Origin of the sequence: Lactobacillus sp. IBH004, from assembly GCF_026185255.2 — a bacterium.
Lineage (GTDB): Bacteria > Bacillota > Bacilli > Lactobacillales > Lactobacillaceae > Lactobacillus > Lactobacillus melliventris.
Map to the genome: position 1 here is coordinate 1,293,307 of NZ_CP110217.2, position 12,552 is coordinate 1,305,858.

10 protein-coding genes and 1 tRNA gene are annotated in these 12,552 nt (G+C 35.0%); 7 read left to right on the top strand and 4 right to left on the bottom strand.

Annotated features, from left to right (window positions below):
* Window position 1: 1 nt before the first annotated feature.
* A complete protein-coding gene (locus tag LDX54_RS06460) occupies window positions 2-1,282 on the bottom strand; it encodes a serine hydrolase (RefSeq protein ID WP_265666558.1) in 1,281 nt (426 codons plus the stop codon).
* Between the two features lie 100 nt (window positions 1,283-1,382).
* On the opposite strand from LDX54_RS06460, the gene LDX54_RS06465 reads away from it, so the two are divergent.
* The 3 genes from LDX54_RS06465 (at window position 1,383) to LDX54_RS06475 (ending at window position 3,306) form a co-directional block, all read left to right on the top strand.
* Window positions 1,383-1,466 (top strand) — tRNA-Leu (locus LDX54_RS06465).
* A 304-nt stretch (window positions 1,467-1,770) separates the two neighbouring features.
* Entirely contained in the window at window positions 1,771-1,995 is a 225-nt protein-coding gene (locus LDX54_RS06470; protein ID WP_046325161.1) for a PspC domain-containing protein, read from the top strand.
* Window positions 1,996-2,199: 204 nt separating this feature from the next.
* Window positions 2,200-3,306: a pyridoxal phosphate-dependent aminotransferase gene (locus tag LDX54_RS06475; RefSeq protein WP_265666557.1), complete on the top strand. Its 1,107-nt coding sequence runs from the start codon at window positions 2,200-2,202 to the stop codon at window positions 3,304-3,306.
* Window positions 3,307-3,514: 208 nt separating this feature from the next.
* Here LDX54_RS06475 and LDX54_RS06480 read toward each other — a convergent pair whose 3' ends face one another.
* Window positions 3,515-5,158 (bottom strand): polysaccharide biosynthesis protein, encoded by a 1,644-nt coding sequence (locus tag LDX54_RS06480; protein WP_122026263.1) that lies wholly within the window; start codon window positions 5,156-5,158, stop codon window positions 3,515-3,517.
* A 95-nt stretch (window positions 5,159-5,253) separates the two neighbouring features.
* Entirely contained in the window at window positions 5,254-7,668 is a 2,415-nt protein-coding gene (leuS, locus tag LDX54_RS06485; RefSeq protein ID WP_122026264.1) for a leucine--tRNA ligase, read from the bottom strand.
* 283 nt (window positions 7,669-7,951) lie between these two features.
* On the opposite strand from leuS, the gene LDX54_RS06490 reads away from it, so the two are divergent.
* Complete coding sequence (locus LDX54_RS06490; protein WP_122026265.1) at window positions 7,952-8,614, top strand: phosphatase PAP2 family protein; 663 nt, start codon at window positions 7,952-7,954, stop codon at window positions 8,612-8,614.
* A gap of 58 nt (window positions 8,615-8,672) precedes the next feature.
* Here LDX54_RS06490 and LDX54_RS06495 read toward each other — a convergent pair whose 3' ends face one another.
* Window positions 8,673-9,161, bottom strand: coding sequence for a cupin domain-containing protein (locus LDX54_RS06495; protein WP_110446322.1), 489 nt, complete (start codon window positions 9,159-9,161; stop codon window positions 8,673-8,675).
* A 331-nt stretch (window positions 9,162-9,492) separates the two neighbouring features.
* Here LDX54_RS06495 and LDX54_RS06500 point away from each other — a divergent pair, with 331 nt between their 5' ends.
* From LDX54_RS06500 to LDX54_RS06510, 3 genes are all read left to right on the top strand, one after another.
* Window positions 9,493-10,686, top strand: a complete 1,194-nt coding sequence (locus LDX54_RS06500) for a hypothetical protein (protein ID WP_122026266.1) — start codon at window positions 9,493-9,495, stop codon at window positions 10,684-10,686.
* A 66-nt stretch (window positions 10,687-10,752) separates the two neighbouring features.
* Window positions 10,753-11,943, top strand: a complete 1,191-nt coding sequence (locus LDX54_RS06505; protein ID WP_265666555.1) for a hypothetical protein — start codon at window positions 10,753-10,755, stop codon at window positions 11,941-11,943.
* Window positions 11,940-12,551 carry an ABC transporter ATP-binding protein gene (locus tag LDX54_RS06510; protein ID WP_265666554.1) on the top strand — a complete coding sequence of 204 codons (612 nt, stop codon included), beginning with the start codon at window positions 11,940-11,942 and terminating at the stop codon, window positions 12,549-12,551. Before LDX54_RS06505 ends, LDX54_RS06510 begins: the two co-directional genes overlap by 4 nt.
* Window position 12,552: the final 1 nt, after the last annotated feature.

The window sequence follows — 12,552 nt, forward strand, 5'->3', positions numbered from 1 at the left end:
ATTAGCCTCCAAATAGCCAACGCCAAAATCGAATTAAAAAGTTAACTTTATTAGTTGATTGTAATGCCTGAGCAGGTAAAAGTAAGCCATTAGGCTGTTGCAGAGAAATAATTTTATTTTTACCGGCTTTAAAGTAATAATAATTAATTCTTTGCCCCTCTTTAATGGGAGCTTCAACAACTTTTGCCTTTAAACCCACTTTAAATTTTGGACCATTTTGAGGCACCCAAATCAGACTTTTATTCTTCATACCAATATTTATTTGTCTGGCTTCTCCGTTGTGAACTTCTACATTAGTATGACCAATAATTACTTCATTACGCTGAAAGACTAGAGGCTGATAGTTCTGATAAACATAATCAAGTAACTTGCCAGTCTGAATAAAACGCGCTGGGTCAGTATTGGTTAAATGTTTTGCTCCCATGATGACCGTGATGATTCTGCCACCCTGATGGCGCGCGGTTGCAATAAAACAAGCACCAGCAGCATCAGTTGTTCCCGTCTTTAAGCCATCAATCTTAAACCGTTTGCGATACTGCGGCATTCCTTTTAACATCCAGTTAAAATTGCTCATTGGTATCGCCATTTTTTGGTCAATAAAATTCATTTTAGCAATGTTAGTAGTTTTGAGCACTTCCGGAAAATCTTGAATTAAATGCTGCCCTATGATTGCCATCTCTTTGGCCGACAACATATTTTCGGCGTTTTTATCTGCATCCGGATAGCCATCGTTACCCACACTCTTGTTAGGTAAACCACAAGTCGTATATATCTGATTGCTCTTAATACCCCATTTATTTAGCTGCTTTTTCATTTGTTTGACAAAAGCTACTTGGGAACCACTAACTGCCTGTGCTAGCATCATTGCGGCTCCATTAGCTGATTCAATTAACGTTGCCTGATACAACTGCCTGATCGTATAGGTATGTTTCATACGAAGCGGAACGTTGGAATATTCTCTGTTACTTGCAACAGCAAAGATTTGCTGAGTTGGCGTTACTTTAGTATCCCAATTTATTTTATTTTGATCAATCGCCTTTAGTGTCAAATAGACAGTCACTAATTTGGTCATCGAAGCTATAGGTAATTGCTTATTAATGTTTTTACCATACAGCAACTGTCCTGTTTTACTGTCTATAGCAATTGCCGCCTTGGCATCAATGTTGACTTCATTTTTATTATAGTTATCAGGTAACTCTGGGGCGGCTTTTACATCCACAGGAACCACTAAAATTAATAAACTGATAAAAATTAAAATGATCGCTTTAGCTTTCTTTTTCAAGTACAAATCACCCTTTCCTGATTTTTTTTAATTATTTTACGTTTTATGATTACATTTTACCAAATTTTTGGTATGATTATTACTGTGCTAAAAATAATAAGCCCCGATGGCGGAATTGGCAGACGCGCAGCGTTCAGGTCGCTGTTTAGGTAACTAAGTGAAAGTTCGAATCTTTTTCGGGGCATTTGTGTAGGAAGAGCTAATCTCTAGGGATTAGCTCTTTTGTTATTCTGATACTTTTGCGCTGCGCAAGCAATAAAAGTGAAAGCTCCAAAGACCCTGACTCCAACTTAACTACTCGACTCTGATGAAGCCAACATCATAATCCTTATATGTTGCAAACAATAATATATTTTTGTGTGTGGCATGCTTTGAATTTGATTTTTCCCATATTGATATTGTAACTAGTATTTTTATAATAAAAAATATTTTAATATATACTTTAATGATTATTTTGTATTAAAATTAATACAAAAGGAGGCACAGTCATGCAAAAACGATTAACAAAATCCCAGGATAAAGTTATATCCGGCGTATTTGGCGGTGTGGCAGAATATTTCGGTTGGGATAAAGCGTGGACCAGAATTGGTGGTGCAGCATTAATACTATGTACAACATTTCCCGGACTGCTTTTATATATTATTGCTGCAATTGTGATGCCTGAAAAAAATCGTCATGATGATACTCTTGATGGTGAATTTCATAAGCCTTAAACTGATTGTAAAAATATAAATTGAATTTCAACACGTTATTTAAGCCTTTCTAAACTAAATTAATGTGAGATTAGCTAAAAATCCAAGTATATATGAGCAAAACCGCTCATTTATACTTGGATTTATTTTTTAGTCAAGTTGACCTTTTTTTAATTAAAGAATATGATTTAGACAATAATTTACTTAAAGAAAGGTTAGCGTATTATGAGCTTAGACGTTAATATACTTCCATCCGATTACATTGACTTATCTATTGGAGATTTTCGTTCCGGAATAAACAAGAGAATAATTGATAAATTAGTAAAAAGAGTTGAGCATGCTGGAAATGGATATACTCCGGGTTTAGGACTGCCTGAACTGAGGGAAAGGATTGTATCATATTACAGTGAAACCTATGGTATAAAGGATATTGACATCAATAATATTCAAATCACCGTTTCATGTCTGCATGGTGCTTTTTTATCATTAAGATCTATCATCAATACTAAATCTGATGAAATTATTGTTGTTGCCCCATTTTTCCCTTCATACTTAAATTTAATTGCAGGCGTTGGCGCAACTCCAGTAATTGTTAAATCAGAGTCTCCTACTTTTGCACTGCCAATTGAGCAAATCAAAAAAGCCGTCAATGCAAATACCAAGGCTATTATTATTAATTATCCTAACAATCCTACTGGAGCCAGTTTATCGCCAACGGACCGAGAATTCTTGAATAATCTCTGTGAAGAAAAAAATATTTTCGTGGTTGACGATCACGTTTACAGCGATTATCCTAGCAATTACCAATACCAACCAATTTCAACTGATATTTCTCATCAAATTTTAGTCAGCAGCTTTTCCAAAAGTTTTGCTATACCCGGAATACGTCTTGGCTACGTCATTGCACCGGCCAATATTATTGAACGGGATGGCTTTTATAATGAAGGTATCACTTTTAGTGCTCCAACTATTAGTCAGTTCATCGGGGAAATAATTTTGGAAGAACCAGAGAAATATACCCACCATATTGAGGAAATTAAACAGACCGGTGCAGAATTAACCAAACTTTTTACTAGGAGTAAATATTTTCCTTGCTCCTCATACAAGGGTGGCTTATACATGTTTATTGAAGTACCAGAAACCATCAAGGACATTGACCTATACTATAAATTGCTGGAAAAACACTTTCATGTAATTGTGGCCAGGGGAAGTGATTTCCAATATTCAGACAGATACTTCAGAATTTCTCTTTCAACCGAAAAAGGAATTTTAGTAAAAGGTGTACAAAAAATTATTGATTGTGTAGATTACACTTTGAATTATATTAAGTAGCACGTATAAAATTACAAGAATAATTTAAAGATTATTATATTAAAAAAAGCTCAGCAAGCGCCAGAGTTCATTCTAGCAGCCTAGGAGCTTTTTCATTTTTTCTCACATTTTACGTACTTCATAATTAATCTTAAGTTTTTTAGTTAAATAAAATAAAAAATGATACCGAAAGAATATCGGTATCAAATTCACTTATATTAGGTTTTATTTAAGCACGAATGTGCAGTTTTTCCAATATTGGAATGATTTTATTGCCTAAAATTTTCTGTGCTAAATTAGACTTGATAGCCGCAAAGCCATAAAACAAGCAACCCACAACGACCGCGACAAAAACAATGACGAGTGACTGTAAACTGCTTGCAGGACTTAAGAACAACTCCAGTCCTTTTTCTACTGCCAAAACCAGCAAAAACATGACAACTGAAAATGCAGTAATGCCAATAAAACGTCGTCTTGTACGATCCTGATTGAAATTGTAATTAATCTTAAGGTGTTCTATCGCCATAAAGATAATGACAAGCATTCCTAAATTAGTGGCAATCAATGGGCCAAATATTTTAAAGACATAAATCATGGGGTATTGCATTAAAATCTTAATGATTAAACCTAATACTAAATATTTAATTGCAAGTCCATTTTCCGATAGGCCCTGTAAAATAGCCATTAATACCGTAAATAAGCCCAAACTAATAGCTGTAAAGGAAGAAAGGTATAGTACATTTGATCCTAGTTTGTCATATCCGTAAAAGATGGTGTAGATTGGTGTAGAAATCGCAGCCATGCCAAAGGAAGCGGGAATCATGACAAATAGAAATAAGTCTAAAGTATTACCAATTTGGTCAGAAATTGCACGAAAATCATGCTTAGTGTGAGCTGCAGACAACAGAGGAATTGTCGTCACAGCCATAGCACTTGCTAAAGACACAATGATCATTATCAACTTATTGGCATTAAGCGCAAATAACGCATACCAAGTTTCAATTGTATTATTAGTTGCGCTAACCAAACTGGAGATAATTGGGTGAAAGCTATATTGGTCTACCAGATAAAAAAGCTGAATACCTGCATCAATAATTATAAAAGGAATTGCCTGGGCAATAATTTCAGCAAAAAGAGCAGAAGTTGAAACCTGTATTTCATTATTGGAATTTTCAACTAACTCGTTAAGTTTATTACGTCTAGACAGCAAAAACCACGTTAAAATAGCTATGCCAAAAACTGCTCCAATCGCAGCAGCCAAATTTGATTGCACCACCGCATCAACAAAATTACCATGCTGTACTTGCATAATAATATAAGCAGTTAACAGCATCCAAATTACTCGTGCTAATTGTTCTACAAACTGGGACATTGCTGACGGCATCATGTCTTCGTAGCCTTGAAAATAACCCCTCATAATACTTAATACAGGAATAATTAAGATGGCGTAAGACAGGCTTCTCATTACCCTTACTTGTCTTGGATCAATTTGTGAACCATTAGAAGCTAAAAAAGGTGAAGCAAAATACATCACTGCAGCAGAAATAATTCCTAAAAATACCATTAATATTAAGCCGCGATGAAAAAGCTTACGTCCAACTCCGTACTCATTAAGCGCATTATACTTAGCCACCTGTTTAGCAACAGCACCTGGAATGCCCGCAGTGGATATTAAAATAAAAATACTATAAATGTTATAACTTCTGGCAGTTAAGGCATTGGCAATATTACCATAGGGCGACATCCAATAAAACCATGGAATAATATAGAGAGCACCCAAAATACGTGAGGTAATAGAGCCGAAAGTCATCCACGCACTGCCTTTAATGAAGGTATTTTGTGTATTTTGTTCAGATAAATTATTTTCTTTCATTAAAGTTCCCTAAATCTAGTCTACTAACTATATTATTGTGAATGAAAATGAGCAATTAACAACAAATATACTTTGCACTTTAGGAAAAATTAACTTTATTTAGCTACAATATTGACAATCTTATTTGGTACGACGATGACTTTTTTAATATCTTTGCCTTCTAAAAATTTCTGGACGTGAGGCAATGCCAATGCTTGTTTTTGAGCTTGATCTTTATCCATGTCAACAGCCGCCTTAAAATTGCCACGCAGCTTGCCATTTACTTGCACCATGATTTCGACTGTTGATTCAACCAGTTTGGCTGAATCATAGGTTGGCCATTTGGCAAAAGTTACGGATTGCTCATGACCAAAGATTTGCCAGATTTCTTCCATCATGTGCGGAGCGATTGGGGCTAAAAGCGTAATGAAACCTTCCGCATATTTTCTTGGAATCGTTTTTGCTTTTTGCGCAGCATTAACAAAGACCATTAATTGAGAAATTGCAGTATTGAAATGTAAGTCATCAAAATCTTCAGTTACTTTTTTAACAGTTTCGTTATAAATTTTATCTAAAGTGCCATCGTTTTCAGCCACAATATTTTCTTGTGGTATGGCTTTAAGATCCAAATCATTAACAAACAGACGCCAAACTCTGTCTAAGAACTTTTTGGTTGAAGCAGGACCATTATCATCCCAGTCAATAGATGCATCTAGTGGGCCCATGAACATTTCATACATTCTAAGACTGTCTGCACCATACTCATCAATGACATCATCAGGATTAACTACATTGCCTTTTGATTTGGACATTTTATCATGATCTTTCAGAATTAATCCTTGATTGAATAGTCTTTGGAATGGTTCTTCATTAGGAACAACACCTAAGTCATACAATACCATATTCCAGAATCTGGCATAAAGCAGGTGCCGGACAGCATGTTCTGCGCCACCAATATAAAGGTCAACTGGCATCCACTTCTTTAGCATTTCGTAATCAGCCAGCTTATTGTCATTATGTGGATCAACAAAGCGTAAGAAATACCATGATGAACCGGCCCAATTAGGCATGGTATTAGTTTCTCTTTTACCTTTACGACCGTTTTTGTCAACTACATTTACCCAGTCCTTCAAGTTTACCAATGGACTTTCAGGTGTACCTGACGGCTTAATGTCAGTAGCATGAGGTAAAACGAGCGGTAATTCATCTTCTGGAACCAATGTAGTTTCTCCATCTTCCCAGTGAATTACTGGAATTGGTTCACCCCAATAACGCTGACGACTAAATTCCCAGTCACGTAACTTGTAATTAACCTTTTTTTCTCCAGCGTGGTGTTCAGTAAGCCACCCAACGATTTTATCCTTTGCTTCAGCATTATTGAGCCCATTTAAAAACTCTGAATCTATGTGTGGGCCGTCACCAGTATATGCTTCTTGTGCAACATCTCCGCCCTTAATAACTGGTTTAATAGGCAAATTGAATTTCCGAGCGAACTCATAATCACGCGTATCATGGGCCGGTACAGCCATTACGGCACCAGTCCCATAGCTAGCAAGAACATAATCAGCAATCCAAATTGGAATTTCTTTGTTGTTTACGGGGTTAATGGCGTAAGCGCCAGTAAAGACTCCAGTTTTGGTTTTATTTAAATCTGTTCTTTCAAGGTCGGACTTAGATTCAATTTGCTTAATATAAGCGTTAACTTCATCTTTTTGACCAGCGGTCATAATTTTTTGGACTAATTTATTTTCAGGAGCTAAAACAGCATAGGTTGCGCCAAATAAAGTATCTGGTCGGGTACTAAAGACATCAAATGTTTCATTAGAATTTTTAACCTTAAAAGTAATTTGGGCACCTACTGACCGCCCAATCCAGTTACGTTGCATTTCTTTAATATTTTCTGGCCAGTCAAGATTATCCAAACCGGCAAGAAGACGATCTGCATATTTAGTTATTCTCAGCATCCATTGCTTCATGTTGCGCCGATATATAGGATAACCACCGCGTTCAGTCTTACCATCAACAATATCTTCGTTAGCAACAACTGTACCTAAATCAGGTGACCAGTTAACCGGTGCTTCCGCTTCATAGGCCAAACCATTTTTATACATTTGTTCAAATGTCCATTGCGTCCACTTGTAGTATTTAGGATCGCAAGTTGCTACTTCCCTGTTCCAGTCGTATGAGAATCCTAGAGTATTAAGCTGCCGTTTGAAATTGGCAATATTTTCAGTAGTAACAACTGCCGGGTCTTGCCCAGTCTGAAGAGCATACTGTTCAGTCGGAAGGCCAAAAGCATCCCAGCCCATTGGGTGCAGTACATTATAGCCTTGGCTACGTTTCATCCTTGCAATGATATCTGTTGCTGTGTACCCTTCGGGGTGTCCTACGTGAAGTCCCTTACCAGATGGAAAAGGAAACATATCTAAAACATAAAAATTCTTCTTTTTGGGATCGTTACCTGTTTTAAAAGTTTGATTTTTTTCCCAGTAATCCTGCCATTTTTTTTCAACAACTTTGTGATTGTACATATTTTTACCTCATAAAAAAAGTCCTATGAAATTCTTTCATAGGACGAATAATCGCGGTACCACCTAAGTTCCACGCTAAAAGCGTGACACTTCTTGCCCCTTAACGCGGATAGCAAACGTTAGAATTGTTCCAGGCTCAGTTCACAATCTTTTTTCTAGTCTTGCACCAACCGACTTTTCTCTATAGAAAAATAAAACTGCTACTAGTTCCTGATCTTTATTTTTTGACCAATAATGATTATAATTTACCACAAATGCAAAAAAAAACAAGGGGAGAAAATTTTTGAACAAAACGATACAAACAAAGAGAGACACGATAATACCTGCGACCATATTTTTGATTTTGTACGCTATCTGGGCAATTTTAGTTGCTTCTGAAAATCAATTTATTCACAATTTTGACCAATCAATGATTAATATTATCTGCAACAATAATCCTATTATAATCAAGTTTGCGACAACTTTTACTAATTTAGGAAATACAAATGTAATCACAATTGAAACTATAATTTTGGTGATTGTTTTAGCACTTAGCAAAAGATTTGCATGTGCTGTTTTTACTGCAGGAACCATGATAGGTGCTAATGGCTATAATTGGATCATCAAGCATGCAATTGCAAGGCAAAGACCACTTACTGAACATCTTGTTGCAGCTCATGGTTACAGTTTTCCCTCAGGTCACTCTGTTGGCAGTGCTACTTTATTTGGAATTTTAATTGTTCTAACAATTTTATTAATCAAAAATAAAGCTGCTAAAACAGTATTATGTCTTGTTTGGGCTTGTTTTCCAATATTAATTGGTTACACCAGAATTTTCATTCATGTCCATTATCCATCTGACGTAATTGGGGGTTTTCTAGAGGGAATCGCATTTCTCTTAATTGGATACTCCTTTCTTTACCATTATTATTTAGAAAGTCAAAGAGCACAAAGCAATTTATACTAAGTAAAAGGATTCAAACTGATTTAAAGTTTTGAATCCTTTTTTTAGTATCAAAATCATTCTAATCCAGCGCTAACCGCTCAATGACTTTTTTGTAGGCAGGATATTGTTTGAGTAAATCTCCCTTTTTAAGCAGTTCAAAGTCGTGATAATCAAATCCTGGCGAAACTACACAGCTTACTAAACAAAAACTATCTGGTTTTACAACTTCCGAAGCAAAAATGGTATTCTTCGGAACTCTGAATTGCATTCTTTCACCAGCAGAAACATTTTTACCCAATTTAACGGCTGAATATTTACCTTCTGGAGTAATACAGTGAATAGTAATCGCTTCACCGTCATGGTAATACCACATTTCATCATGATTCAAACGGTGAAAGTGAGAACAACTTGTGTCATCAAGCAAAAAATAGATGGACGTATAATAAAACCGTTCTGCTTTACTATCTTCATCATAAAACTGCTTATCACTCGCATAAACTTGCCTGAACCAGCCACCTTCTTGGTGAGGTTCAAGATTTAGTGCTTTGATATAATCGTCACGTTTCATATTTTCTCCTTAACAAAAATTCAAATTATATATACAAATTTAACTCATTTTCACTTTAAAGTCAGCTAGTAATTTTTAAAACAAAAGTTTAACTACTTATTAATTTTTCAATTTTATTAATTAAATTTACCCTTTGGATAATAAATATTATATGAATTTTTGATTGCAAAAAAGGAAATAATATTATATCATCAAGTAATTAAATGTTGACACTTAAAAGGTACCGTGTTAGTGCCGTGACATTAATTTTAATATTGAAGTCATAAAAACTGCTAGATCAATAATTTTAATCTAGCAGTTTTTTTAAACCTAGATTAAGAGGTGACGAAAAATGCCGTACATGAAGTTAAAAGTTAAGCAAATGCTCAAAAGTAAATTTACCTGGATTAGTCTGATAGCTATTCTAGTAGGTTGCCTCTCTTTTTGGACAAAGAATTATTATGCTAGCAAGTCTGTCAGTATGGAACTTATTACTGCAAAAGCTAATGTAGCTATTCAAAAGAAAAACGTCATATATTTTAAAAAAGAACTCAAACAGAAAAAATTAGATGAGGACAATAAGAAGCAAATAAGAAAAAGTCTAAAGAGTTCCCAATCAGATATAGCTGAAAAACAAAAACTCATTAAGGCCCTCCAGTCCAAAGATTGGCAAAAAGCCTATCCGATCATGATTAAAGAAGCCAAATTTTGGCTTGCTGATGCTAAGAAAAATGGCTCGAATAGTGAAGCCGTTGCTATAAGTAAACGTGATTTATTGGAACTGCAAACATTAGCCAAACAACATTTACCAAAAGAACAGACTATTAATCCAGTAAAAGGCGGTTTTTTTCTTATTTTTGTTATGGAACAATTCTTACCTATACTTGTAGTCCTAGCCGTTATTTTTGTTCTGGTAAAAATATTTGCAAGTGATTACTTTGACCGTATGAGGTTAGGCAACTTATTACCGCAAAATAGATTGGTATTAAGCGAATTTTCTACTGGTTCTTTAATGGGTTTCTGTTATTTTCTCGTTACCTTCTTGTTGATTTTTTTGATACCTAGTCTTTTTGCCGGAACTGGCAATTTTAACTATCCAATTGCGGGCATGAATCCTGTGACTAAAGAATATATTTTTATTCCAATGCATCAACTCTTGTTGCCAATTTTAATGTTAGAATTGTTAAGTTTTATCTTTATCTCAGGCATGGTGTTATTTTTCGTTCAGTTTTTTAAGAATCCTATTATTGCGTTACTTTTTTCTGTACTGGTATTGGTTGGAGGTATGGTTATCCCACAATACATAGTAGCTGAACGGAGTTTTGCTCAGTTCATTCCGATGAGCTACTTCTTTGCTTTACAACCAGTGAATGGCATGTTTGGTATCAGTAATTCCTATGTCATCGCAGATGAAACGAAATTGGTAACTTATCCGCAAGTAAATTTTACTAACGGTGTAATTGTTTTACTAGTAGGAATATTAATTCTTTTGCTTCTAAATTACTTTGTCGCCGAAAAAGCACAAAAAGGAATAAAAACAAGTTAACTTTATCAATATTATCTTAAAACGTCTAAACTATCTTTTTAATTTTTATATAAAGAGGTGAGAAAAATGCCATATTTTAAGTTACAAATCAAACAGGTGCTCAAAAGTAAATTTACCTGGATTAGCCTTTTAGCCATTTTACTCGGATGTTTTTATTTTTGGATAAAAAACTACAATTCTCGCTATATTAATCCGCGCATAATAGAAGCTAAAGAAAATATAGCTCTGGAAGAGAAAAATGTCAGATATTATCAAAAACAGTTACAAAAAGCTAATTTGACCAAAACAACCCGCCGCAAAATTGAATTGGATCTGGCAGAAAATAAGTCTTCTATGAAAGAATTTAAGACCTTAATTAAAGCAATTCAAACAAATAAGTGGCACAAGGCTTATCAAATCATAATAAAGCAAGAAAAATACAATCTTGCTGATGCAAAACGTAATAATGCCAGTAAAGATAATATACTGGCAATTGAAAGTAATATTCAAAAATTACAGTATCTGAAACGAAATAACTTACCAGAAGAAAATGAGCACTATTCTGTTAAGGGCGGATTTTTTATATTAGAAATGATGCAGGAAGTCTTGCCACCTTTAGCAGTTTTAGCCGTAATTTTTATTTTGATCAAGTTATATTCGTCCGGTTTTTATGAACGAATGCGTCTAGCAAATCTTTTGCCGCAAAAAAATCATTTGCTGATTGAATTTGGCACTAGTTCATTAATTGGATTCGGTTATTTCTTAGCAGCATTTCTATTGCTTTTTATTATTCCAAGTATATTTTTTGGTACTGGTAACTTTAAATATCCGATGATGGGCATAGACGCAGTAGCTAAACGGAATATCTTCATTCCAATGTATCAGTTGTTTTGCCCTACTTTAATTTTAGAATTATTTAGCTTTATGTTCATTGCAAATGCGGTTTTGCTTTTCGTACAAGTATTTAAAAACCGTCTGTTGGTATTATTCATTTCCGCTCTAATATTAGTTGGTGGTATGGTTCTCCCACAATACGTAGTAGCAGCGAGAAATTTTGCCCAATTCATCCCCATGAGCTACTTTTTCTCCTTACAACCAGTCGATGGTATGTTTGGCATCAGTAATGCCTATGTCTTTGCTGATGAAACCAAATTAGTTACTTATCCGCAAGTTAATTTTACTAATGGCATGCTAGTTTTAGCCCTAGGAATTATTATTCTGTTATTTTTAAACTACCTCACAGCACGAAAAGCCCAGAAAGGGAGGAAAACAAGATGATTGAAATTAAAGATCTAAGCCTTACATTACGTGAACCCATACTCAAAAATGCCAATTTTAACTTTCAAAATGGCAAAATATACATGCTTCATGCACTTAACGGCACTGGTAAAACCAGCGTCCTCAGAACTATGGTCAGCTTACTGGCGCCAAGTTCGGGCCAAGTCCTGTTTGATGGTAAACCTTTTGCTAACGTCAAAAGCCAAGTTTTTTACCTGGAAACTTCTGACTGGTTTGACAAAAATCTTTCGGGGTTCGATTATATGCAATTTGTAAAAAACGAATGGCAATCAAGCAAGGATTTGCAAGAAATAATAAACCGCTGGGGAATGAATAATTATGTAAAAACTGCAATTAGAAAGTATTCATTAGGTATGAAGCAAAAATTGGTAGTTGCCCTTTACGAGTTAAGTGATGCCCAGTACTTACTAATGGATGAAATTAATAATGGCCTTGACAGTGATAGCCGGCAAACTCTTTATCAGGAATTGGCTAATTTAGCAAAGCAAAACAAGCTTATTATTATGGCTTCTCATTATCAAGATGAAGTAGCAGGAATTGTTGATGATACTTTGACATTAAAGCACCATCAATTAGTTCGAGGATAGA

Coding starts and splice junctions, on each gene's coding strand:
- LDX54_RS06470 (WP_046325161.1), top strand. CDS start 1,771: ATGCAAAAACGATTAACAAAATCCCAGGATAAAGTTATATCCGGCGTA.
- LDX54_RS06475 (WP_265666557.1), top strand. CDS start 2,200: ATGAGCTTAGACGTTAATATACTTCCATCCGATTACATTGACTTATCT.
- LDX54_RS06480 (WP_122026263.1), bottom strand. CDS start 5,158: ATGAAAGAAAATAATTTATCTGAACAAAATACACAAAATACCTTCATT.
- leuS (WP_122026264.1), bottom strand. CDS start 7,668: ATGTACAATCACAAAGTTGTTGAAAAAAAATGGCAGGATTACTGGGAA.
- LDX54_RS06495 (WP_110446322.1), bottom strand. CDS start 9,161: ATGAAACGTGACGATTATATCAAAGCACTAAATCTTGAACCTCACCAA.
- LDX54_RS06500 (WP_122026266.1), top strand. CDS start 9,493: ATGCCGTACATGAAGTTAAAAGTTAAGCAAATGCTCAAAAGTAAATTT.
- LDX54_RS06505 (WP_265666555.1), top strand. CDS start 10,753: ATGCCATATTTTAAGTTACAAATCAAACAGGTGCTCAAAAGTAAATTT.
- LDX54_RS06510 (WP_265666554.1), top strand. CDS start 11,940: ATGATTGAAATTAAAGATCTAAGCCTTACATTACGTGAACCCATACTC.